The 22,644-nt window shown below is 73.4% G+C and carries 20 protein-coding genes; 13 read left to right on the top strand and 7 right to left on the bottom strand.

The genetic code is table 11. The features are described 5' to 3' along the window. Window position 1: 1 nt before the first annotated feature. The gene (locus ADL05_RS07930; RefSeq protein WP_053616222.1) at window positions 2-673 is read left to right on the top strand and encodes a metal-dependent phosphohydrolase; all 672 of its coding nucleotides are present in this window, start codon (window positions 2-4) and stop codon (window positions 671-673) included. A 24-nt stretch (window positions 674-697) separates the two neighbouring features. Here ADL05_RS07930 and ADL05_RS07925 read toward each other — a convergent pair whose 3' ends face one another. Next, window positions 698-982, bottom strand: coding sequence for a DUF4031 domain-containing protein (locus ADL05_RS07925; RefSeq protein WP_053616221.1), 285 nt, complete (start codon window positions 980-982; stop codon window positions 698-700). Then, a complete protein-coding gene (locus tag ADL05_RS07920; protein WP_053616220.1) occupies window positions 979-1,446 on the bottom strand; it encodes an Lrp/AsnC family transcriptional regulator in 468 nt (155 codons plus the stop codon). Before ADL05_RS07920 ends, ADL05_RS07925 begins: the two co-directional genes overlap by 4 nt. A gap of 199 nt (window positions 1,447-1,645) precedes the next feature. On the opposite strand from ADL05_RS07920, the gene ADL05_RS07915 reads away from it, so the two are divergent. From ADL05_RS07915 to ADL05_RS07905, 3 genes are all read left to right on the top strand, one after another. Next, window positions 1,646-2,548, top strand: coding sequence for a tryptophan 2,3-dioxygenase (locus ADL05_RS07915; protein ID WP_082376194.1), 903 nt, complete (start codon window positions 1,646-1,648; stop codon window positions 2,546-2,548). A gap of 113 nt (window positions 2,549-2,661) precedes the next feature. Next, a complete protein-coding gene (kynU, locus tag ADL05_RS07910; protein ID WP_053616219.1) occupies window positions 2,662-3,906 on the top strand; it encodes a kynureninase in 1,245 nt (414 codons plus the stop codon). 749 nt (window positions 3,907-4,655) lie between these two features. Continuing rightward, window positions 4,656-5,531, top strand: coding sequence for a hypothetical protein (locus ADL05_RS07905; protein ID WP_053616218.1), 876 nt, complete (start codon window positions 4,656-4,658; stop codon window positions 5,529-5,531). Between the two features lie 160 nt (window positions 5,532-5,691). Here the strand turns inward: ADL05_RS07905 and ADL05_RS07900 are convergent, their stop codons facing one another. From ADL05_RS07900 to ADL05_RS07890, 3 genes are read right to left on the bottom strand one after another with little or no spacing between them, the layout of a single operon-like run. Then, on the bottom strand, window positions 5,692-7,110 hold the full coding sequence (locus tag ADL05_RS07900) for a dihydrolipoamide acetyltransferase family protein (RefSeq protein WP_156365760.1): 1,419 nt from the start codon (window positions 7,108-7,110) through the stop codon (window positions 5,692-5,694). Continuing rightward, window positions 7,107-8,129, bottom strand: coding sequence for an alpha-ketoacid dehydrogenase subunit beta (locus ADL05_RS07895; protein WP_053616216.1), 1,023 nt, complete (start codon window positions 8,127-8,129; stop codon window positions 7,107-7,109). Before ADL05_RS07895 ends, ADL05_RS07900 begins: the two co-directional genes overlap by 4 nt. After that, complete coding sequence (locus ADL05_RS07890; RefSeq protein WP_053616215.1) at window positions 8,129-9,241, bottom strand: thiamine pyrophosphate-dependent enzyme; 1,113 nt, start codon at window positions 9,239-9,241, stop codon at window positions 8,129-8,131. Before ADL05_RS07890 ends, ADL05_RS07895 begins: the two co-directional genes overlap by 1 nt. Before the next feature lie 133 nt (window positions 9,242-9,374). On the opposite strand from ADL05_RS07890, the gene ADL05_RS07885 reads away from it, so the two are divergent. Together ADL05_RS07885 and ADL05_RS07880 are read left to right on the top strand one after the other, a co-directional pair. Further along, the gene (locus tag ADL05_RS07885) at window positions 9,375-9,812 is read left to right on the top strand and encodes an Lrp/AsnC family transcriptional regulator (RefSeq protein WP_053616214.1); all 438 of its coding nucleotides are present in this window, start codon (window positions 9,375-9,377) and stop codon (window positions 9,810-9,812) included. A gap of 80 nt (window positions 9,813-9,892) precedes the next feature. After that, window positions 9,893-10,687, top strand: a complete 795-nt coding sequence (locus ADL05_RS07880) for a PhzF family phenazine biosynthesis protein (protein ID WP_053616213.1) — start codon at window positions 9,893-9,895, stop codon at window positions 10,685-10,687. Between the two features lie 234 nt (window positions 10,688-10,921). On the opposite strand, the gene ADL05_RS07875 is transcribed toward ADL05_RS07880, so the two are convergent. Both ADL05_RS07875 and ADL05_RS07870 read right to left on the bottom strand, forming a co-directional pair. Then, on the bottom strand, window positions 10,922-12,676 hold the full coding sequence (locus ADL05_RS07875) for a Na+/H+ antiporter NhaC family protein (protein ID WP_053616212.1): 1,755 nt from the start codon (window positions 12,674-12,676) through the stop codon (window positions 10,922-10,924). A gap of 830 nt (window positions 12,677-13,506) precedes the next feature. Further along, window positions 13,507-15,237: a CdaR family transcriptional regulator gene (locus ADL05_RS07870; RefSeq protein WP_156365759.1), complete on the bottom strand. Its 1,731-nt coding sequence runs from the start codon at window positions 15,235-15,237 to the stop codon at window positions 13,507-13,509. Between the two features lie 101 nt (window positions 15,238-15,338). Here ADL05_RS07870 and lysA point away from each other — a divergent pair, with 101 nt between their 5' ends. The 7 genes from lysA (at window position 15,339) to ADL05_RS07835 (ending at window position 22,506) form a co-directional block, all read left to right on the top strand. Then, entirely contained in the window at window positions 15,339-16,691 is a 1,353-nt protein-coding gene (lysA, locus tag ADL05_RS07865) for a diaminopimelate decarboxylase (RefSeq protein WP_082376193.1), read from the top strand. Window positions 16,692-16,876: 185 nt separating this feature from the next. Then, window positions 16,877-17,302 (top strand): hypothetical protein, encoded by a 426-nt coding sequence (locus ADL05_RS07860; RefSeq protein WP_053616210.1) that lies wholly within the window; start codon window positions 16,877-16,879, stop codon window positions 17,300-17,302. 32 nt (window positions 17,303-17,334) lie between these two features. Next, window positions 17,335-17,640 (top strand): hypothetical protein, encoded by a 306-nt coding sequence (locus ADL05_RS07855; protein ID WP_053616209.1) that lies wholly within the window; start codon window positions 17,335-17,337, stop codon window positions 17,638-17,640. Between the two features lie 330 nt (window positions 17,641-17,970). Next, window positions 17,971-18,276 (top strand): hypothetical protein, encoded by a 306-nt coding sequence (locus ADL05_RS30385; protein ID WP_053616208.1) that lies wholly within the window; start codon window positions 17,971-17,973, stop codon window positions 18,274-18,276. A gap of 162 nt (window positions 18,277-18,438) precedes the next feature. Continuing rightward, window positions 18,439-20,199, top strand: a complete 1,761-nt coding sequence (locus ADL05_RS07845) for an ABC-ATPase domain-containing protein (RefSeq protein ID WP_053616207.1) — start codon at window positions 18,439-18,441, stop codon at window positions 20,197-20,199. 234 nt (window positions 20,200-20,433) lie between these two features. Next, window positions 20,434-21,360 carry a proteasome assembly chaperone family protein gene (locus ADL05_RS07840; RefSeq protein WP_053616206.1) on the top strand — a complete coding sequence of 309 codons (927 nt, stop codon included), beginning with the start codon at window positions 20,434-20,436 and terminating at the stop codon, window positions 21,358-21,360. Window positions 21,361-21,363: 3 nt separating this feature from the next. Further along, window positions 21,364-22,506 (top strand): quinone-dependent dihydroorotate dehydrogenase, encoded by a 1,143-nt coding sequence (locus ADL05_RS07835; protein ID WP_053616205.1) that lies wholly within the window; start codon window positions 21,364-21,366, stop codon window positions 22,504-22,506. Window positions 22,507-22,644 lie beyond the last annotated feature (138 nt).

The raw sequence follows: 22,644 nt of genomic DNA, 5'->3' as shown, positions 1-22,644 counted from the left end.
AGTGAACCGTGATCACGGACCCGGAGACGGGCGGCACGAGCCGGCGCTGGTGGCCGCCTGGCGCGACCTGGCCGGGACGACTCCCGAGGCGGTGGCGGTCGGTACCGAGCTCCTGGACCGGTGGAGCGAGCCCCACCGCCGCTACCACACGGTCGCGCACCTGTGGGAGACGCTCACCGCCGCGGAGCTCCTGCGGGGGGAGTCCCGCGACCCCGACGCCGTGCGCTACGCCCTGTGGTTCCACGACGCCGTCTACGAGGGCCGCCCGCTGGAGGACGAGGAGGAGAGCGCCGCCCTGGCCCGGCGCCTGCTCGCCCTCATGGGGGCGCCCGCGGCCCTGGTGGCGGAGGTGCCGCGCCTGGTGCTGCTGACCAGGACGCACCGTACGGAGGAGGGCGACGCCGACGGCGCGGTGGTGTGCGACGCGGACCTGGCCGTGCTGGCGGGCACGCCCGACGCCTACTTCACCTACGCCGCCGCGATCCGCGCCGAGTACGGGCACGTCCCCGACGAGGCATTCCGGCAGGGGCGGCTGGGCGTCCTGCGGAACCTCCTGGCGGCGCCCCACCTGTACCGCACCCGGCACGGCCGGGAGCACTGGGAGGCCCGGGCCCGGTCCAACCTCCTCGCCGAGGTCCACCGCTGGGAGACGGGTACGGAACCGCCGCCGTGAGGTGTCGGCGGCGTCGCGGGAGGGTCAGGCGCTCGGCCGGGGCGCGGTCCTCTTCCTGGGCCGGCGCAGCCCGGCGGCCCGCAGCCGGGTGACCAGCTCACGCCCGCTCACGTGTTCGGCGCCCAGGGCCAGGGCACGCTCGTGCAGGTGAGCCGGGATGTCGTAGTGGTCGCGGTCGAAGGCGCGCCCACTCACGCCGAGACCGCGCGCGAACGCGTGGAGTTCGTCGTGGGAGCGGTCGCTGACCATGTGGCAGAACAGCCAGCCGTACGGCCCGGGCCAGACGGGCGTGTCGATGAGGACGCTCATGAGGTGCGCGCCGCCGTGACGGCGCGCCAGGGCACCGGGCTGGACAGGACCATGGTGCTGGAGGGGCGGCCGTGTTCGGCCAGCTGGTCGATGACCTCCTCGAAGTGCTCCATGGAGCGCACCGCGATGAGCAGGACGCAGCACGCGTCGCCGGTGACCCGGTGGACCTGGAGGATCTCCGGGAGCTCCATCGACGCCCGCTCCCGCAGCAGGCACGTGGCGCCGAAGCACTCCATGCGCACCAGCGCCGTGACCGGCAGGCCGGCGGCGGCCGGGTCGACGTGCGCGTGGTAGCCGGTGATCACCCCGCGGTCGGTCAGGCGGCGGACGCGGTCGGCCACGGCGGGCGCCGAGAGGTTGACGCGCCGGGACAGCTCGTTGAAGGACAGGCGGCCGTCCTGCTGGAGCTCGGAGAGGATCCGCAGGTCAACGCCGTCCAAGGGGGTGGTCAGTCCTGAGGCCATACTTTGCGATCCCAAAGTCGAAGGGCGAGACGTGTGATGAATGCTAACCGAATGTCCGACTTGCGTGTGCGTCGTCCCTTCCTTGTTCCGGTGATTTGTTCGATCATGTGAACTCGCGTACACAGCGTGGTGCACCGGGTCCCCGGGGCTCCGCGCCGGATGCGCCCACCGGTTCCGCGCAGTACCACGAGAGGTCTCCATGCTCACCACGACGTCCGCCCAGCAGTGCCCGTTCATGCCGGGGGGTGAGGGCGGTGACGCCGCCCCCGAGCAGGGGGCGGGCGCGGAGCGGGGCGGCCCCACCCTGTCCTTCGGCGGCACCACGCCCTACGTCGACTACGCGGGCATCGACACGCTGCTCGGTCTGCAGCGGACCCGTACCGACGAACCCGCCGAGACCGCCTTCCTCATCGCCACCCAGGTCATGGAGCTGCTGTTCACGCTGGTCCGGGAGCGCTGGGAGGCCGCCCGCGACGCGCTGGAGGCCGACGACGTCCCCGGCGCCCTGGCCTGGCTGCGCCGCGCGTGCCACGCCCAGGACGTGCTCAACGACTCCTGGGGCCTGATCAGCGACATGACCCCCACGGAGTTCAACCGCTTCCGCGACTCCTTCGGAGAGGCCTCCGGCTTCCAGTCCTACGGCTACCGCAAGCTGGAGTTCCTGCTCGGCAACAAGTCCTCGGCGATGATCCGCCCGCACAAGGCGATGGAGCCGGTGGCCGACGAGCTCACCCGCCTGCTGGAGCGTCCGAGCCTCTACGACGCCGCGCTGCGCCTGCTGCACCGCCGCGGTCTGCCGGTCCCCGCCGACCGCTTCGAGCGCGACTGGACGCAGGCCTACGAACCCAGCCCCGACGTCGAGCGGGCCTGGGCCGACGTCTACGCCGACGACCGGCCCGGCAACGACCTCTTCCTCCTGGCCGAGGCGCTCATGGACGTCGCCGAGCGCGTGACGCGGTGGCGGCACCTGCACCTGGTCGCGGTCAAGCGCACGATGGGCGGCAAGCCCGGCAGCGGCGGCTCCAACGGTCTCAACTGGCTGGCCCGCCACGTCGAGCAGGACGTGTTCCCCGAACTGTGGTCGCTCCGCAATACCATCTAGCACCCGCCCGCCGCCCATCACCGCCCGCCGCCGGCCACCGCTTTCGACGGAGGCCCGAGGCCCGGCGCCGCCCGTTCGTTCACCGTCCACAGGCCGGCAAAGGAAGCAGGACCATGACGCCCACCACCCGCGCGGACTGCGTCGAACTCGACCGCACCGATCCGCTCGCCGCCTTCCGTGAGGAGTTCGTCCTCCCCGAGGGTGTGATCTACCTCGACGGCAACTCCCTGGGGGCGCTGCCGCGCGCCACACCCGGCCGCGTCGCGGACATGATCGAGCGGGAGTGGGGCCGCGACCTCATCGCGAGCTGGAACACCGCGGGCTGGTGGGACAAGCCGCGCACGCTGGGCGCCAAGATCGCCCCGCTGGTGGGCGCCGACCCCGACGAGGTGATCGTCGGCGACGGCACCTCCACCAACCTGTTCAAGGCGGTGGTCGCCGCCCTGCGGATGTCCGACCGCGACGTCGTCCTGGGCGAGTCCGGCAATTTCCCCACCGACCTCTACGTCACCGAGGGCGCGGCGGGTCTGACCGGGGCCGTCCAGCGCCGGGTCGACCCCGACGGCCCCGAACTGGCCGCAGCCCTGGCCACGGGCGAAGTGGCGGTCCTGCTGCTCAGCCACGTCGACTACCGCAGCGGCACCCTGCGCGACCTGCCCGCCATCACCCGCATGGCGCACGAGCACGGCGCGCTCGTGGTCTGGGACCTGTGCCACAGCGTCGGCGCGGTGCCGATCGAACTCTCCCGGTCCGGCGCCGACTTCGCGGTCGGGTGCACGTACAAGTACCTCAACGCCGGGCCCGGCGCGCCCGCGTTCCTGTACGCCGCGCGGCGCCACCACGCCGTCGCCGACCAGCCGCTGAGCGGGTGGCACGGGCACGCGAACCCCTTCGACTTCGCGCCGGACTACGAGCCCGCCCCCGGGGTGTCGCGCTTCCTCAGCGGCTCGCAGCCGCTGGTGGCCGACGCCGCGCTGGAGGCGAGCCTGGACGTGTGGGCCAAGGCCGACATGGCGCAGGTGCGGGTCAAGAGCCTGGCGATGACCGACCTGTTCCTGCGGATCACCACCGGGGGGCGGGCGGGGCTGGAGTCCGTCACGCCGCTGGACCACGCGCACCGGGGGAGCCAGGTGGCGCTGCTCCAGCCCGAGGCGGGCGCCGGATACCCGATCGTGCGGGCGCTGATCGAGCGCGGCGTGATCGGGGACTTCCGCGCGCCGGACGTCATGCGGTTCGGGTTCACACCGCTGTACCTGCGCTACGTGGACGTCTACGACGCCGCGACCGCGCTGGTGGAGGTGGTGGAGTCGGGCGAGTGGCGCCAGGAGCGGTTCTCGCGGCGCGCGCAGGTCACCTGAGCCGAGCGCCGCGCCGCGGCACGGAATCGGGACCCCGGAGAAGCAACCCTCCGGGGTCTCTTTGCGTTCGGGTGGGGTCGAGCGGCCCCGGGGTGACCTCGACAGGGGCGCGGGGTGGCGTGGCCTTTACCACGGCTGGCGCCGGAGGTCCACCACGGTGTGTCCCCGTGTCACCGTGACCGACTGTCGCGTATCGACCGCCCAGGGCGGTTTGTCCGCCAACTCGGCTCCTTCTCCGCCACGCTATGACGCGCGCCACGCAGAATCGTCCGGTCTGCGTCGCCGACCCGCGACAGGCCCTGTGAGCAGGGCTTTCTCGTCTTCCGTCCGGGGTGGGGCGAGTCCGTCCGGGTGTGTCGGCGCGGACACGGCCCGTCATTTTACTCGTAGGGCTTGCGCATTTTGCCCAAACCTGGGTTAGTGTCCATCGTGATCGGTTCGTTACGAACCCGTGGTGAACCGATGCCGAGCCCTTGTCCGGCCGTAGGCCGCAAGGGAGTCGAGACCCTCACCGGGAAACAGGGCCGCGCGAATCCACGCGCCTGTGCCGGCGGAGCACCGATCCCATCGGTGACTCCCGTTCCCACCCCGCTATTCGCTGCCGGCGACGCGGGAGCCCCATGCCATGGCGCCCATTTCAGGGCGCGCTTCGAGCGTGCGCGAAGCACGCGCTCCGAGCGTGCCCGAGGCGTGCCCGTGCGCCATGGCACCGGTCTTCTCGGCCCTGTCGTCAACCTGGCACTTACTTCATGAGCAACGACACTCCCATTCAGTACGGCGAAGTCACCGCGACCTACTTCTGGGACGACGGTTCCGGCATCAACGGCGACACGGGTGCTCCCGCGAGCGGCGAGCCCATGCAGGAAGGCCTGTTCTCCAGCCCGAGCTGGCCGCTGGGCACCGAGGGCTACATCGTCTACGAAGGCGAGGAGTACGACTTCTTCATCGGGGACCGCGGACCCGGAGAGCCCTCCCACGACTGCGACGTGCTGCTCGACATCGACGGCAAGACCTTCGCCAAGATGATGGGCACCGACTTCGACGAGACCTCCCTGACCGTCGGCGGCGGCAACGGCCACGCCGAGGTCGAGTACTACATCACCGAGTGGGGCGACGGCGCCGGCACCGAGGGCGCGCCCCACCCCTTCATGCAGGAGGGGAACAGCTGCGAGAACGCCGTCTCCCCGATCCCAGAGGAGGCCGAGGCGGCCGAGGAGGAGGCCTCCGAGGACACGTCCGAGGACGAGGAGTCCCAGGCGGAGGAGTCCGAGGAGTCCGCTGACGACGGCTCCGACGAGCAGGACGCCCAGGAGGAGGAAGTGTCTGAGGAGTCCGCGGCCCCCGCGGACGAGTCCGACGACGGCGGGGTGTCCGCCGAGACCGCGGCCAACGACCTCTCGGGCGCCGAGCTGACCGGCGCCGACAGCGGCATGCTGAGCGGTACCGGCCTGCTCACCCTCGCACTGGTCCCCGCCATCCTCGTCGCCGTGCTCTTCGTCTGGAGCCGCCGGGCGGCCGGCGCGCACGCCGGTGCGGCCGACGGCCGAGGCAAGGGCCTGATGGCCGCGAGCGACGGGCGGCACAGCCTGGGCTCCCTGCTCGACAGGCTGCGCGGCAGGAAGTAGCCGGGGCCGCGTCCGCTCCCGGGACCCTCACGGGTTCGCGGGCGCGTCCGGCACAGCCAGGGGCCGCGGTCGGCGACCGCGGCCCCTGCGCGTGTCCGAGGGGAGCGGGGGCGCGGGGGAGGGAGGTACAGGCGACGGGACCGGACTCCCGAGCCGGGCGTCAGACGTCGCCCACGAGCAGCTCCGGCCGCTCCACGCGGTCGGCCACGTACCGCAGGAAGCCGCCCGCGACACCGCCGTCGCAGACGCGGTGGTCGAAGGCCAGCGTCAGCTCCGTGACCGGCCGGGGCACCACGGAGTCGCCCACCACCCACGGGCGGCGCACGATCCGGCCCAGGCCGAGGATCGCCGCCTGCGGGTGCGGGATGATCGCGGCGGACCCGTCCACGCCGAAGACTCCGTAGTTGTTGACCGTGAACGTCCCGCCGACCATGGCGGACGGCTCCAGCGTGCCCGACCGCGCCGCCTCCGCGGTCTCGGCCAGGCGGGCGGAGAGCCGCCGGGTCGACAGGGCCTGTGCCTCCCGTACCACGGGAACCACCAGGCCGCGCGGCGTCTGGGCCGCGAACCCCAGGTGCACGTCGTCGAAGCGCACGACCTCACGGCGTTCCTGGTCGAAGTGGGCGTTCAGCTCGGGGAAGCGCTCCAACCCGGAGACCGCGATCCTGGCCACCAGTGCCAGCACGCTGACCGGCTGGTCGGGACCGGCCTCGTTCAGCGTGCGCCGCAGTTCGACCAGGCCGGTGGCGTCGGCGTCCACCCACACGGTCGCCTCCGGGATCTCGCGCCGGGACCGCTCCAGGCGCTCGGCCATCGTGCGGCGACCGCCGCGCAGCGGCGTGCGGTGGGTACGCGGCGGGTCGGGCCGGGGTGCCGGAGCCCGGCGGGCCTCGATCGCCGCCGCCACGTCGCGGCGCAGGACCAGGCCGCCCCCTCCACTGCCGGTGACCGAGGCGATGTCCAGGCCGTGCTCTCGCGCCATCCTTCTGACCAGGGGGGACACCACTCTGACGGGTTCTGGGGAGGGGCCGTCCGACTGTGCGGCCGGATCCTCCGGAAGCGGGGGCGGGCCGCCGGTCGCCGTCGACCGTGGCGGCCCACCCGCCCCACGGGCGCGCCGACGCGGGGTCCGCGCGCCCGATCCCGTGCCGTAGCCCACCAGGACGGCGCCCGATCCGGCGTGGTCTTCGGCGGCGCCGTTGCCGCCCGCCGGATCGGACTCCCTCCGTGTGCTCGGCACGGTGGTCTGCTCGGTCGCGGTGTCCCGCACCGGCTCCGACGTGCCCCGCACCGGCTCCGACCCGTGGCGGGCCCGCGGCACCGGAGCGGCGGCGGAGGGCTCGGCGACCGTGATCAGCGGGGCGCCCACGGCGACCGTGTCGCCCGCCGACCCGTGCAGCCGGGTGACCGTGCCCCCGTACGGGCTCGGCACCTCCACCGAGGCCTTGGCCGTCTCCACCTCCACGACCGGCTGGTCCACGGCGACCTCGTCGCCCTCGGCGACCAGCCAGGACAGGATCTCGGCCTCGGTCAGGCCCTCACCGAGGTCGGGCAGGGCGAAGGAGCGCTCGGTGCTCACGGCCGGACCCGCCCTTCGCCGTCGTCGGTCCACTCCGACTCCCACTGGAGCCGGTCCACCGCGGCCAGGACGCGGTTCGCGTCGGGCAGGTGGTGGTGTTCCAGCTTGGGCGGGGGATAGGGGACGTCCAGGCCGCCGACCCGCAGTACCGGGGCCTCCAGGTAGTGGAAGCACCGCTCCCCGATCCGCGCGGCCAGTTCGGCGCCGTACCCGCCGAACACCGACGCCTCGTGCACCACGACCGCGCGTCCGGTGCGGCGCACCGACGCTGTCACGACCCCGTCGTCCAGCGGCGCGAGCTGGCGCACGTCCACGACCTCCAGCGACCGCCCCTCGGCGGCGGCGGTCTCGGCGGCCTCCAGCGCGGTCTCCACCATGGGGCCGTAGGTGACCAGGGTCGCGTCGGTGCCCGGGCGCCGGACCACCGGGGTGGCCATGGGCTCGGTGCGCACCGGCAGGTCCACCTCCTGGCGCGACCAGTACCGGCGCTTGGGCTCCAGGAACACGACCGGGTCGTCGCACTCCACGGCCTCGCGCAGCATCGAGTAGGCGTCGGCGGGTGTGCCCGGGGTGACGACCCGCAGCCCGGGGGTGTGCGTGTAGTAGGCCTCGGAGGAGTCGCTGTGGTGCTCCACGCCGCCGATGCCGCCGCCGTAGGGCACCCGCAGGACGACCGGGAGCGCGACCGCGCCCCGGGTGCGGTTGCGCATCTTGGCCAGGTGCGAGACGACCTGCTCGAACGCCGGATAGGCGAAGGCGTCGAACTGCATCTCCACCACGGGCCGCAGCCCGTACATCGCCATGCCGATCGCGGTGCCGACGATTCCCGCCTCCGCCAGGGGCGAGTCGAACACCCGCTCCGGTCCGAACTCGCCGATGAGGCCGTCGGTGATCCGGAAGACGCCGCCCAGCGGCCCGACGTCCTCGCCGTAGACCAGCACGTCGGGGTCCTGTTCGATCGCGTCGTGCAGGGCCCGGTTGAGGGCCTCGCCCATGGAGACGCCGGGCGCGGCCGCCATCAGACCTCCCGCAGCTCGTCGGCGAGCACCGCGCGCTCCTGCTCCAGCAGGGGTGGGACCGTGGCGTAGACGTCGGTGAACAGGGACCGCGGATCGAGCTCTTCCGCGCCCGCCAGCCGTTCGCGCACGGTGTCGGCGATGGCGTCGGCCTCGGCGCCGAAGGCGGCCAGCGCCCGTTCGGTCTCCTCGGCGTCGCCGAGCAGGCCCTCGTCGCGGATCAGCCGCTCGGACCGGATCAGGGGATCGCGTTCCTTCCAGTGCTCGACCTCGGCGGGGTCGCGGTAGCGCTGGGGCGCGTCGGCGTTCGTGTGCGGGTCCACCCGGTAGGTGACCGCCTCCACGATCGCGGGCCCGCCGCCGGCGCGGGCCTCGGCCAGGGCGTGGGAGACGACCGCGTACACGGCGGCGGCGTCGTTTCCGTCCACGTGGTAGCCCTTCATCCCGTACCCGACGGCCTTGTGCGCGAGGGTGGGCGCCGCGGTCTGCCGGTGCAGCGGCACGCTGATCGCCCAGTGGTTGTTCTGCACCAGGAACACCACGGGGGTGTTCCACACCGCGGCGAAGTTGTAGGCCTCGTGGGCGTCGCCCTCGCTGGTGGCGCCGTCGCCCATCATCGCGAGCGCGGCCACGTCGCGGCCCTTGCGGCGGGCCGCGTAGGTGAGGCCGACCGCGTGGGAGGCGTTGGTGGCCAGCGGCGTGCACTGCGGCGCGCACCGGTAGCGGTGCGGGTCGTAGCCGCAGTGCCAGTCGCCGCGGAAGAGGGTGAGGGTGCGGACCGGATCGACACCGTGCGCGACCAGTGCCACGCTGTCGCGGTAGGTGGGGAAGAGCCAGTCCTGGTCCGACAGGGCCAGCACGCCGCCGACCTGGGCCGCCTCCTGTCCCGTCGAGGACGGGTACACGGCGAGGCGGCCCTGGCGGGCGAGCGTGCCGGCCTGCTGGTTGAAGCGGCGGCCGATGAGCATGGCGCGGTGGAGTTCGACGAGTCGCGCGGGGTCGGGAGCGGTGAACGAGGAGTGACCCACACGGCGGCCGTGCCGGTCCACCAGACGCACGGGCTCCCTGGTCGGGAGTGCGGGAGCCGGACGAGGTCGCTCATCGGTGTGCTTCATGTCTTGAATATGCGGTGAATTACCCCATATTGTCGACATCACATCGCCGATGCTGGACGAACTGCTCAGTAAGCCCGGGCTCGGCGCCATACATCTGCCGTGACCGCAGTGCGAGTGGTGTGAGGTAAGACACATGGCCGTGCCGTTGGACGACACCGACCGCCGCATCATCGCCCTTCTGCGCGGCGACGGTCGCATGTCCATCCGCGCGGTCGCGGAACAGGCGCACATCTCCCGCGCCAACGCCTACTCCCGGCTCGAACGGCTGCGCGACGAGGGCGTCATCCGCGGCTTCACCGCCGTCATCGACCCGGAGAAGTACGGCACCTCCCTGTCGGCGTACGTGTCCGTGCGCATCGAACAGCACTCCTGGGACCGGTTCCGCGGCTACCTGCGCGACATCCCCGAGGTCGACCACGCCGCGCTGGTCTCCGGCGACGTCGACCTGCTCCTGCTGGTCCGCGTCACCGACGCTGCGGCACTGCGCACCTTCGTCCTGGAGCGCCTGCAGCGCATCCCCGAGGTCAAGAGCACGCAGACGATGTTCATCCTCGACGAGCCGCAGCTGTGAGGGGCCACGAAACCGAACCGGTCCACTCGACCGCGATTGGCCCTGTCCAGCGCGGGACCGGCGTTCCTAGACTGAGCGCCATGCCTGAGTACACCGTGGTCGACGCCTTCACCGACCGGCCCCTGGCCGGCAACCCCGCAGCCGTGCTCGTCCTGGACGGCACCTACCCCGACGAGTGGGCCCAGGGGGTGGCCGCCGAGTTCAACCTCTCCGAGACCGCCTTCGCCCGCCCCGTGGACGACGCGGACGCCGACTACGAGCTGCGCTGGTTCACGCCCAGCGTCGAGATCCACCTGTGCGGCCACGCCACCCTGGCCACCGCCCACACCCTGGGCGAGCGGGGCGTCCCCGGGCCCTACCGCTTCACCACCCGCAGCGGGATCCTCACCGTCACGCCCGGCGAGGGCATGCTGTGGATGGACTTCCCGGCCATGCCGGCCGCGCCGTGCGAGGCGCCCGACGGGCTGGCCGCCGCTCTGGGAGCCGAACCGCTCTCGGTGGGGCGCGGCGGCACCGGCGACCTGCTCGTGGAGGTGGCCGACGAGGCGACCGTGCGCGGTCTGGCCCCGGACATGACCGCGCTGGCGGCCGTGGAGGCGCGGGTCGTGATCGTCACCGCCCCCGGCAAGGAGTACGACTTCGTGTCCCGCGTGTTCGGGCCGCGGGTCGGTGTGACCGAGGACCCGGTCACCGGCAGCGCGCACACGGTCCTGGTGCCGTTCTGGGCCGAGCGCCTGGGCCGCACCGAGTTCCTCGCCCACCAGGCCTCCGCGCGCGGTGGCGACCTGCACCTGCGCCTGCCCGGGGACCGGCCCGGCCGCGTGCTCATCGGCGGTCCGGCGGTCTCGGTCGCCCACGGCACCCTCCACCTGTAGCGCCGCCGGTCGCGGCCCCGCCCCGGACGTGGACGGCCGTCGCCGGTCGAACGACGACGGCCGCCGCGCGGGTGGGTGGTGGCGGCGCGTGCGGTCACGCCCGGGTGCTGTCAGGTTCTGGTGGGCGGTCGGCTGCGTCCGGGTCGGTGGTCGCTCCTGCCCGGGTGCACGGTCATGTCCCGTGGCCGGGCGGTCGCTCCCGCTTTGGTGACGGTCAGGTTCGACCGATGGGGATCACGCCCGTGGGCCGACCGGGTCGGGCTCGCCGACGGCGGCGTCCACGCGGCGTCCGATCAGCATCAGGCCGCCCAGGGTGGCCGCCCCGCTCAGCGCCAGCCCGGCCCACCAGGGAAGTCCCAGCCCGACCGGCAGCAGCCCGAACACGATCACCGTTCCGGCGACGAAGAGGGCGTAGGGAATCTGCGTGCGCACGTGGTCGATCACGTCGCACTGGGACGCCAGCGCCGAGATGACGGTCGTGTCGGAGATCGGGGAGCAGTGGTCGCCCCAGACCGACCCGGCCAGGATCGTCGACACCGACGCGAACAGGATCGGATGCCCCTCCGCCGCGGCCAGCCCCTGGGCGTCCAGGACCGCCCAGGCCAGCGGAACCGCCAGCGGGGTGAGGATGCCCATCGTCCCCCAGCTGGTCCCGGTGGCGAAGGCGATCGCCGCCGCGATGACGAACAGCAGCGCGGGCAGCAGGAACACCGGCAGTGCGGTGCCGAGCGCGCCCGCCAGGAAGTCCGCGGTCCCCAGCTCGCCGGTCAGCGCCGACAGCGCCCAGGCCAGGGTCAGGATGATGACGACGTACAGCACCGACTTCACCCCGGCGAACCAGGCGGTGACGACCTCGGCGAGCGTCAGGATCCCCTGCGCCACACTGAGCACTCCGGCGACCAACAGCCCCAGGAGCGATCCCCACAGCAGGGAGGAGAACGGGTCGCCGTCCCCGATGATCTCGATGACCGAGGCGCCCTCGCCGGTCGCGAACAGGCCCACGACCGTGGTGGCGACCAGGACGAGGATGGGCAGCAGCGCGTTGACCAGGCGTCGCGGTGTCCGCTCGGGCGGTGTGAGCTCGTCCTCCAGCGCGGCCGCCCCCGGGGCGATACTGTGCAGGCTGACCTGGCCGGTCGTGCGGGCCCGCCGCTCCGCCCGCAGCATCGGACCGAAGTCGCGCCCGGTCAGCGCGATGGCGAACACCAGGCCGATCGCCAGGATCGGGTAGAAGGCGTACTTGAGCGATTCCACGAAGACCGCGAAGCCGTTGAGCGCCAGCCCGGTGTCGGCGACGGCGTCGTCGATCAGCACCACCTGGAACCCGATCCAGGTGGACAGCAGGGCCAGCGTCGCGACCGGCGCGGCGGTGGAGTCGACCAGGTAGGCGAGCTTTTCGCGCGACACGCGCAGCCGGTCCAGGATCGGGCGCATCGTGTTGCCGACCACCAGCGTGTTGGCGTAGTCGTCGAAGAACACGGCCACGCCCAGTCCGCCGGTGGCCAGCTGCCCCCGGCGCGGCGTCGACGCCCACCGCGTCACCAGGTGCACGATCCCGTCGGTGCCCCCGTTGCGGCGGATGACGCCGACCAGCCCGCCGATCATCAGCGTGAACACGATGATCATCACGTGGTCGGGGTCGGCGATGGCGTCGACGGTGTAGACGCCGGCGGAGTCCAGGAGCGACGTCACCAGGCCCTGCGTGCTCAGCCCCTCCACCAGCCAGGCGCCCAGCCAGATGCCGACGAAGAGCGCGGGCAGGATCTGCCGGGTCGCCAGGGCCAGGGCGATCGCCAGGACCGGGGGCAGGACCGACCACCAGCGGCCGGTGGGGAGCACGGTGTCCGCCGGGACGAGGAGGCTCACCACGACGGCCAGCGCGACCACCGCCGCGCAGGCCACGAGGACCGCGAAGCGGCGACGGGGCGAGACGTTCCCCGGATCGCCGTCCGCGTCGGAGGGGCCGTCGGGCTGGTGGGTCTCTGTCATGGTTCTTCCTTCGTGACGGGGGGCGAGCCTGGCCACGCGCGCCGCGAGACGCGCCGGGGACCGCTGCCGTAGGCGGCTGGGCTGGCACCCATCCTGTGTGAGGGGTACCACAAAGTCCTTGGAGATATCACTCAAGGAAGCGGCATGGCTTGTACGGGATCGACAATGTTCTCGTCGGTCCCCGGCCGCTGCCGGTGCGCGCTCTGGGCGCCACACGAACTCTCCCGCCGGGACCCCCGGGTCGGCGCCCGTGGTCGGGATGGCGACCCGGACGGGACGTGCGCGAGCTCTCGGGCGTGCCCCGGGGCCACCCGCGCCGCACGTGCACCACCTGCCGCGCACGAGAGGGGGTGCCGGTCGGCGCCACGGTTCTGCGTTCCCAGGGCTGGGAGCGTTCGGTGGGGAGCGCTGTTGCCGGGGTTCAGGGCGACCGGTCCTGTGTTCCCAGGGCGGAAGAGTTCAGTGGGGCGGAGGGGAGTGCTGTTGCTGGGCCCTCGGGCCCCGGATCCAGGGCGGACAGACCTGCGTTCCCAGAGGGCTGGGAGCGTTCAGTGGGGCGGAGTGCTGTTGCTGGGACCTCGGGCCTTCGGGGTGCGAGACGGCCGGTCCTGCGTTCCCAGGGGCGGGAGTGTTCGGTGGGTCGGAGGGGAGCGCTGCTGTCGGGGTCCAGGGCGGCCGGTCCTGCGCCCCTTGGGATGCGTGTGCTCGGCGGGTCCAAGGCGGCGCTCTTCCCAGGGCCCGTGCGCTTCAGTGCAGCCGGATCCCTGACCGGTGCGGCGCGAGTCGTCGGCGGGTTGCGGGGGAGCCCTGTGGCCGGGAGCCAGTGCGGTTCAGGGCGACCGGTCCTGCGATTCCTCGGGCGGGGCCGTCGCCAGGCGCAGCTGGATCCAGCACGAGAGCCGGTCGTCTGCGTCGTCCAGATCGAGTCCGAACAGCTCCCTGGCGCGGCGCAGCCGGTACTTCATCGTGTTCGGATGGACGTGCATCCGCCGTGCCGCGTCCCCGAAACTGCCCACCGCGTCCAGCCACGCGGTAACGGAAGCGGCGTAGGCCGTGCCGTGGTTCCGGTCGTGCGCGAGCATCGCGTCGATGCCCGGGTGGCGCAGCCGGGGCAGGCGCGCCAGCTCGTCCGCCACGTGGGCCAGCAGCACCCGAGCGTGGGTGTCGGTCAGTTCGGCCACCTCGGGCGCGCGCGGGTCGGTCGAGATGACCCGCAGGATGTCGTCGGTCTCCGCCCGCATCAGGGGGATCTGCCCCAGGTCCGTGCTCGGTCGGCTCAGCGCCGCGCGCATCCGCAGTCCCAGCACCCTCTCCACCACCGTCAGCGTCTGCGCGGCCAGTCGGCGGACCGCCCCGTCCGCCCCCTCCGGCACCAGGACGTAGACCGCGCGCGCCGTGCTCGCCACCGCTGCCTCGGGTTGCACCGCCGACCAGTGCCGGGCCACGGCCGCGCCCGCCCGCGCGGTCAGGGCGGCGGTGTCGGCGTTCCCCGACAGCGGCGCCAACCCCACCAGGGTCACGGGCGTGCCCGCCGACAGTCCCAGCCGGGCGCGTGTGTCGGTTTCGCTCGCGGCGCCCTCCAGCGCGCCCCGCAGAGCCTGCTCGCGCGCCTGCAGTTCTATCTCCGGCCCGCTGCGGCGGCGCAGCATGTGCAGCGCCGCGAGCCGGGCGCCGTCGGCGAGGGCGCGCTCACCGGCTGCGTCGATCGGGGAGCCGCCCTCGATCACCCAGATCGTGCCCAGGGGCAGGTCGCCCGCACGGATCGCGACGGCCGCGCGCGGCAGCTCCTCGTCGCCGAGCGGCGGCATCCGCAGCATCCCGGGCGCGTTGAGCACCTCCCGGTACTGCCGTACCTGCTCCGCCAGCACCGGGACGCGCCGGTCCAGGATGCCCCGGCGGCGGAACTCGTCGATGGGCTGGCCCGGCAGCGTCGAGTAGGCGAGCACGTGCTGTTCCAGGTCCTCGATCACGACCGGGCCCCCGACCGCGCCCGCCAGGGCGTTGGCCAGAGTGAACAGCTCGTCGCCCGACGCCGTGTTCGCCCCCGGGGAGCGCTCGCCCGCCCCGGAGGCCCCGAGCGCGGACGACAGCAGCGCGTCCACCTGGCGCCAGGCCGCGTCGTCGGGCGTGGCGAGCAGGGCGACGCCCGCGGCGCGTGCCGCCCTGGCCAGCACACGGCCGTTGCCGCCCCGCAGCTTGACGACGGCCGCCACGTACCCGGCGGCGGCCGCCTCGCGCACGGTCTCCACGGTCTGCGGGGCCTCGGCGTCCGCGCCGACCAGCAGCAGGACGGAACCGGTCCCATCGGGGAGGGGGTCGGCGGCGTCGTGGATCACCGTGCGCAGGACGCGCGCCTCCAGCCCCGCCCGCCGCTCGCCGCCGTCCGCCGGGTGTGCTTCGCGCGGGGGAGGGCTACCGCGCCCAACGGGCGCCCGTGGCGCACCGGTCTCCGGCGCGTCCAGCACGGTGAGCATCACCGGGCCGACGGACTCCAGCACCGAGCGCAGGGACGCACCGGGCTCGGCGTCCTCGCCGTCGTTTGGCGAAATCCAAGAGTCCATGACGCGAGCTTAAGCGTGTGCGCCAATGCCTGGCCAGGGTGCGCCGATCAGGATGGGGAAACCGCCGTACGGCGGCCGGCGACGACGAGGAAGGCCCGACCATGTCCGTGGGGACCACCACGCCCGCACCGCTCTCCCTGTTCCCTCCGGGAAGCGCGGTCGACTCCGACGGATCCCTGGTGATCGGCGGCTGCCGCGCCGAGGATCTGGCCGACCGCTTCGGTACACCGGTGATGGTCGTCGACGAGGGCGCCCTGCGCGCCCGCGCCCGCCGCTACGTCCAGGGGCTGGCCGAGCGGTGGCCGGACTCCCGGGTGGTGTTCGCCTCCAAGGCCTTCCCCTGCACGGCGATCGAGCGGGTGCTGGTCGAGGAGGGTCTGGGCATCGACGTCGTCGGCGGCGGCGAGCTCGCCGTTGCGCTGCGGGCGGGCGCGGACCCGGCGCGGCTGGTGGTGCACGGCAACGCCAAGACCGACGAGGACCTGCGCGACGCGCTCGGCGCCGGTGCCGGGCTCGTCGTCATCGACAACGACGACGACATCGACCGGCTCGAACGCCTCACCACCGGGGAGCAGGGCGTCCTCGTCCGTGTCACCCCCGACATCCGCCCCGACACCCACGAAGCGGTCTCCACCGGTCGGCGCGGCTCCAAGTTCGGCTTCGATCCGGAACGGGCCAGGGAGGTGGTCGCCCGGCTGCGGAGGAGCGACCGGTTGCGCCTGGACGGCGTTCATGTCCACGTCGGCTCGCAGATCCTGGACACCGATCCGTTCGCCCGGGCGGTGGAAGCCGTCGCCGGCCTCGGGACGTTCGCGGTCTACGACCTCGGGGGAGGGCTCGGCGCCCGGTACACCTACGACGACCACCCGCCCAGCGTCGAGGAGTACCTGGACGCCCTGGTCGGCGTGGCCCGCGCCCGTCTGCCCGCCGACGCGCGGATCATCATCGAGCCGGGGCGGTCCCTCGTGGCCGAGGCCGGGGCCACCCTCTACCGGGTCGTGACGGTCAAGCCCGGCGCGCCGGACACCGTCGCCGTCGACGGCGGTATGGGCGACAACATGGAGGTGGCCCTGTACGGGCAGCGGTTCGAGGCGGTCGTGGCCGCGCGGGTCGGCGGCGGCGACCCCTGCCACCTGGTCGGGCGGCACTGCGAGTCCGGCGACCGGCTCAGTGCCGGTGTCCCGCTCGCCGACCCGCGTCCCGGCGACGTCGTCGCCGTGCCCGTGACCGGCGCCTACTGCTACTCCCTGGCCAACAACTACAACGGCGCGCGCCGGCCCCCGGTGGTCCTGTGCCGCGACGGCCGGGCCCGTGAGGTCGTTCGACGCGAGACCTACGCCGACCTCACGCGTCGCGACGTCGACGGGGAGGCCGTCGTGCTGGGCCCGCGCCAGGGCTGTTCCGTGCAGGCCGCCCGCCGCGAGAGGCGGAACCGCGTCGCGGACGTCCGTTGAGCGTGGCGGCGGACGACGGGAGGGGTGTCCAGTGGTGCTCTCCCGAGGCCGAAGGAACAGCCGGGGGTTCCCAGCCGACCGATGGGAATGCCGCGGGAGGGCCGCCGAGGCGCCGCGCAGCGGGGGCGGGTGTCCGCGGAACATGCCCTAGTGTCGGGGTCCGAGCGAGAGAAGGGGCGGGTGCCATGGAGCAGTGGGCCACCAAGGAAGAGATCATCGCCGCGCGCGAGCGCATGGAGAGCTCCCATCCGGGATGGGAACGGCCCGCGGCCTTCGCCGTGGGGGTCGTCCGCGACGGCGAGACGACCTTCGGGCTGACCAACGCGGGCGGCAACTACCTCCCGGCCATCGTCCTGGCCCGCGTGGTGGGCCACGCCTCGGGCACCGCCACCTACCCGCTCTCCCGCGGGCAGCTGGAGACGGCCGTCGCCGAACTGTCCCCGGCCGAGGCGTGCACCGAGTTCGAGCACCCGAACCTGATGCACTGGCGTGCGCTCCTGGAGGAGGTCGCGGACCAGGGCGGGCAGCTCGTCGCGGTCTTCGTCGGGTCCCTGGACGACCCGCCCGTGGACGAGCACGACCGGGCTCTGCGCGCCACCGTGTCGAACTAGCGTTCGAGAGCGGCGTCTGCCATCATGGCGCCGTGGACTTCGCACTGGTGTTCGTCGACGTCCCGTGCAACGTGCTGGAGGGCGCGTCCCCCGTGCCCGAGGCCGACACGGTGCGCCCCGCGCTGTCCGGGCTCCCCACCCGGGCCCGCGCCGCCGGGGCGCGTCGACGCCACCGGCCGGGCCGCCCCGGACGAGGGCTACGGCGTCGTCCTGGCGGCGGGGCGCACGCCGCGTGTTCCGGCTCGTCCGACGCCCGCGAGACGGCCGCCGCCGTCGAACGGGAACTCCAGGCCTACGGAATCAAGGTTTCCCCCGCGCAGGACCTCTACTTCCGGTAAGAATGAACCAAGGCACCTCTCCACCCCTCCCGGAGAGGTGCGGCGCCCCAGCGGTAGCCCGGCACACCCCCTTGGTGTCGGCATGGCAGGGGCGTTTCCAAGATCGGCCCCGGTTCTGCCCCGGGGCCGATCTTCTTTGTGCCCCGGGCCTGGCCGGACCCGCCGGTCCGCACCCGTACGCCCGCCCTCGGTCCCCGGCGCACCGCGGAGCCCGGCCGCCCGGACCTTCCGATCCAGGCCGCGTGTTGTGCGCCGCGTGGAGCGATGCGTGCGGGGTCCCATGACGGCCCCCAACCGGGAACCGTGCACTTCCCCCGGAACGCGAACGCCATGACCCTGCGGCTCTACGAGGACGTCCTGGTGTACGGCCCGGCCCCGGAGGACGTCCGGTGGGTGCTGGAGCGGATCGGTGCCCGGACCTGTTCCACCATCCTCGAGGACGAGGCGGGCGGGTTCGTGCAGACGGCCACCGGCCAGGCGGCACCCGAGGGGCGCTTCGCCGTCGAGTACCGGGACGGGGAGCAGTACCAGGCCCTCGCCGACGACCTGGCACAGGTCCGCCCGGTGTTCGAGGCCTTCCTGCGCGGTGACCGGGCGTGGCGGACCGCCCTGGACCTCGCCGTCCAGGATCTCTGAGGCACGGCGCGACGAGGGTCGTGCCCGGCACGGGAGACGCACGGCCGCCGTGCGACCGACCGGTTCCGGTGCGGCACGCGGGTTGTCCACAGGCCCTCGGCGGCGGGTCGCCGAACGCCCTAACCTGGCGGCAGACGTGAATCGAACACCAAGGGGGCACTGATGGCGGGACGCGACGGAGGCGGCGGCCGGGGCGGCCGCCACGGCGGCGGTCGTGGCGGCGGGGGCGGCGGGCGCAGGCCCGAGCCGGAACCCATCCGGGGCGTGCGCGACGACGCGCGGCTCTCGTCCGAACTGCTCAAGATGGACGGCGCGTCCTACGGCCGCTACAAGACCCTCAAGGGCGACTGGGACTTCGGCGACTTCACCCTGACCGTGGAGCGCGTGCAGGCCGACCCCTTCGCCCCGCCCTCGCGGGTGCGGGTGCTCGTGCCCGACAGCGGCATCCCCAAGAGCGCCTGGGGCGACCCGGTCCGCCGCCGCGCCACCGCCGACTACCTGGGCCGCCGGGCCCGCCGCCTCCTCAAGGGGTCGCTGCTCAAGATCGACACCGGCGGCCAGGAGGTCATCGAACGCTCCTCCTGCCGTCTCACCGACGGCGGCTTCGACCTGCGGATCGGCATCGACCTGCCCGGCCACGGGCGGCGCATCGACGGCCGCGGGGCCGAGCGCGAGTTCTGCCGCACCCTGCCGGACCTGGTCGACGACCTCGACTGGGAGGAGATCGACGAGGCGGAGGCGGTCGCCTTCGCCGACAGCGTCGCCGACACCGTGGCGCTGCGTTCCGGGCTCGCCGAGCGCGGCCTGGTCGCGTTCGTGGCCGACGGCGCGGTCCTGCCCCGCCGCAGCGGCGTCAGCGACGAGCCCCTCACCAGCGGAGCCGTCCCCTTCGACTCACCCGAGTCCCTGCGGGTCAGCGTCGACCTGCCGCACCGCGGCACCGTCACGGGCATGGGCGTCCCCGAGGGCATCACGCTGATCGTCGGCGGCGGCTTCCACGGCAAGTCCACCCTCCTGCACGCCCTGGAACGCGGCGTCTACGACCATGTGCCCGGCGACGGCCGCGAACTCGTCGTCACCCGGGACGACGCCGTCAAGATCCGCGCCGAGGAGGGTCGCCGGGTCGAACGGACCGACGTCAGCGCGTTCGTGCGCAACCTGCCCACCGGCGCGGACACCAGCGACTTCCGCACCGAGAACGCCTCCGGGTCCACCTCCCAGGCCGCCAACATCTGCGAGGCCGTCGAGGCGGGCGCCCGCACCCTGCTGGTGGACGAGGACTCCACCGCCACCAACCTGATGATCCGCGACGAGCGCATGCAGGCCCTCGTCCACGGCGACCGCGAGCCGCTGATCCCGTTCATCGACCTGGTCCGCCCGCTCCACCGCGAGCACGGCGTGTCCACCGTCCTCGTCATGGGCGGAAGCGGGGACTACTTCGACGTCGCCGACCTGGTCGTCATGCTCGACGCCTACCACCCGCACGACGTCACCGCCCGGGCCCGCGCGCTGGCGCACGACCGCGCCGACGCCGACTTCGCCATGCCCCGCGCCCGTGTCGTCGACCCGGGGTCGGTGGACGACAGCACCGCGCGCGGCCGGGGCAGGATCAAGCGCCGAGACATGGACGTGCTGGTCTTCGGTGACAGCGACATCGACGTCCGCGCCCTCGAACAGTTCGTCGACCCCGGACAGATCACCGGGGCCGGTCTGGCCCTGCGCGCACTCGTGCGCGGCGGCCACCTGGACGGCACCCGCACCCTCGCGGAGGCCCTCGACGCCCTGGACCGGGCCCTGGCCGCGGACGGGGTCACCCTGCTCGGCGGCGACTTCGGCGGCGACTACGCCCTGCCGCGCCGGTTCGAGATCGCCGCCACGCTCAACCGCCTGCGCACGCTCAGGGTCCGTGACCTCCACAGATGAGCCCGCGACGGGGGTGCTGTGAGCGCGCTCACCGCGGGGTGAGACGGTCGCCCCACGGCCCGCGGCCACCGCTGGGGGGTCGGTATTGTGGACAAGCAGGGCACAGCGGTCCAGGCGCGGCGGTCCCGGGGCGACCCGGACAGACCCGCGCCGACACGCGTGCCGCGGCGGCCCAGCCGCGGTGCGGACGTCGCGGTCCCTGCGATCCCGACCAGTTTTGGAGACGAGAACCCGGTGCGTGACCCCGCAGATCTGTACCAACTCCATCCCGGATTCGACGACGTCGCCGGTCTGGCGATGCTGGTCTGTCTGGACGGCTTCGTCGACGCCGGACACACCGGGCGCCAGATGGCCTCGGAGCTGTTCGACCGGTCGACCGCGGAGGAGATCGCGACCTTCGACACCGACCGCCTCGTGGACTACCGCTCCCGGCGCCCGACGATGACCTTCGTGGAGAACGTCTGGACCGACTACGACGCTCCCAAGCTCGCCCTCTACCGCATGTTCGACCAGGACGACGTCCCCTTCCTGATCCTGCACGGGCCGGAGCCGGACCGTGAGTGGGAGGGCTTCGTCGCCGCCGTCGCCGAGCTCGTCGAGCACTTCTCCATCACTCTCACGCTCAGCGTCCACGGCATCCCGATGGCCGTGCCGCACACCCGGCCGGTGACCGTGACCCCGCACTCCACCCGGCCCGAGCTGGTGGCCGGCCACACACCGTGGATCGGTCGTGTCGAGGTGCCGGGCAGCGCGGTGTCGCTGCTGGAGTACCGCCTGGGGGAGCGCGGCCACGACTTCATCGGCTACGCCGTGCACGTGCCCAGCTACCTCGCCCAGTCCCCGTATCCCAGGGCGGCCATCGCCGCGGTGGAGTTCGTGGCCGGAGCGACCGGGCTGGCCCTGCCCAGCCAGGGGCTGGAGGACGTCGCGGGGGCCACGGACGTCGACATCGCCGAGCAGGTGGCGGCCTCCGAGGAGGTCCAGCGTGTCGTGGCCAACCTGGAGCGGCAGTACGACGACATCATGTCCTCACGGACCGACCCCGAGGAGCGCACCACGCTCCCGTTGGCCGAGGAGGAGGCCGGTCTGCCCACCGCCGACGAACTCGGCGCGGAACTCGAACGCTACCTCGCCGAGCGCGAGGGCGACGGAAACGGATAGCCGTTGTTCTACCAGATTCTCTTCCGCTCGGCGCTGCGCCACCTGGACGCTGAGAAGGCGCACAAGCTGGGCTTCGCGGCCCTGCGCGGCGCGGCGGCCGTACCCGGTGTGGCCGCCGCCATGGGCGGGGTCCTGGGACCGCGCGAGCCGGAGCTGACGGTGCGCGCCCTGGGACAGGAGTTCCCCGGACCGCTCGGACTCGCGGCGGGCTTCGACAAGAACGCGGAGAGCCCCGACGGCCTGGCCGCGCTCGGCTTCGGGTTCGTGGAGATCGGCACCGTCACCGCCCAGCCGCAGCCGGGCAACCCCAGGCCCCGGCTGTTCCGCCTGGTCCAGGACCGGGCGATCATCAACCGGATGGGCTTCAACAACGAGGGCTCCGCCCTGGTCGCCGAGCGCCTGCACCACCAGCGCGGCCGCCGCCGTCCGGTGCTCGGCGTCAACATCGGCAAGACCAAGGTGACGCCCGAGGCCGAGGCCCCCGCCGACTACGCCACCAGCGCCCGCCGTCTGGCGCCCTACGCCGACTACATGGTGGTCAACGTCAGCTCGCCCAACACTCCGGGCCTGCGCAACCTGCAGGGCGTGGAGCAGTTGCGCCCGCTGCTGGCCGCGGTGCGGGAGGCACTGGCCGAGTCCGGGCACGCGTCGCTGCCGCTGCTGGTCAAGATCGCTCCGGACCTGGCCGACGAGGACATCGACGCGGTCGCCGACCTGGCCCTGGCCGAGGGGCTGGACGGCATCATCGCCACCAACACCACCATCTCCCGCGAAGGGCTGTCGGCCTCCGCCGAGGAGGTGGAGGCCGCCGGTGCGGGCGGCCTGTCCGGCGCTCCGCTCAAGCAGCGGTCGCTGGAGGTGCTGCGCCGCCTGCGCGCCCGTGTGGGCGGCCAGGTCACGCTGGTCGCGGTCGGCGGCATCGAGACGCCAGAGGACGCCTGGGAGCGGATCCGCTCCGGGGCGACCCTGGTGCAGGGCTACACGGGGCTGATCTACGGCGGTCCGTTCTGGCCGCGCCGGATCCACCGGGGCCTGGCCCGGCTGGTCCGCGCCGCCGGGTACGCCTCCGTCGGCGAGGCCGTGGGAGTGGACGCCCCGGTTCCCGCGCTGACCCTGGCCAAGGAGGCCGAGGCCAGGACCGCCTGACCCCGCGCAGCCGGTCCTGACCGGCCGTCATCGATCGGCGCCCCACGGAACCGTCCGTGGGGCGCCGTCGTGCGCCGTCGTGCGTCGCTGGTCGCCGCACCCGGCCCCGTCGGGGGGAAGGTGGTCCAGGGGCCCCGG

It is taken from the genome of Nocardiopsis sp. NRRL B-16309, from assembly GCF_001279585.1.
Taxonomy (GTDB): domain Bacteria; phylum Actinomycetota; class Actinomycetes; order Streptosporangiales; family Streptosporangiaceae; genus Nocardiopsis.
Note: the sequence above shows the minus strand (reverse complement) of the source record. Positions and strands in the feature narration are given on the sequence as shown.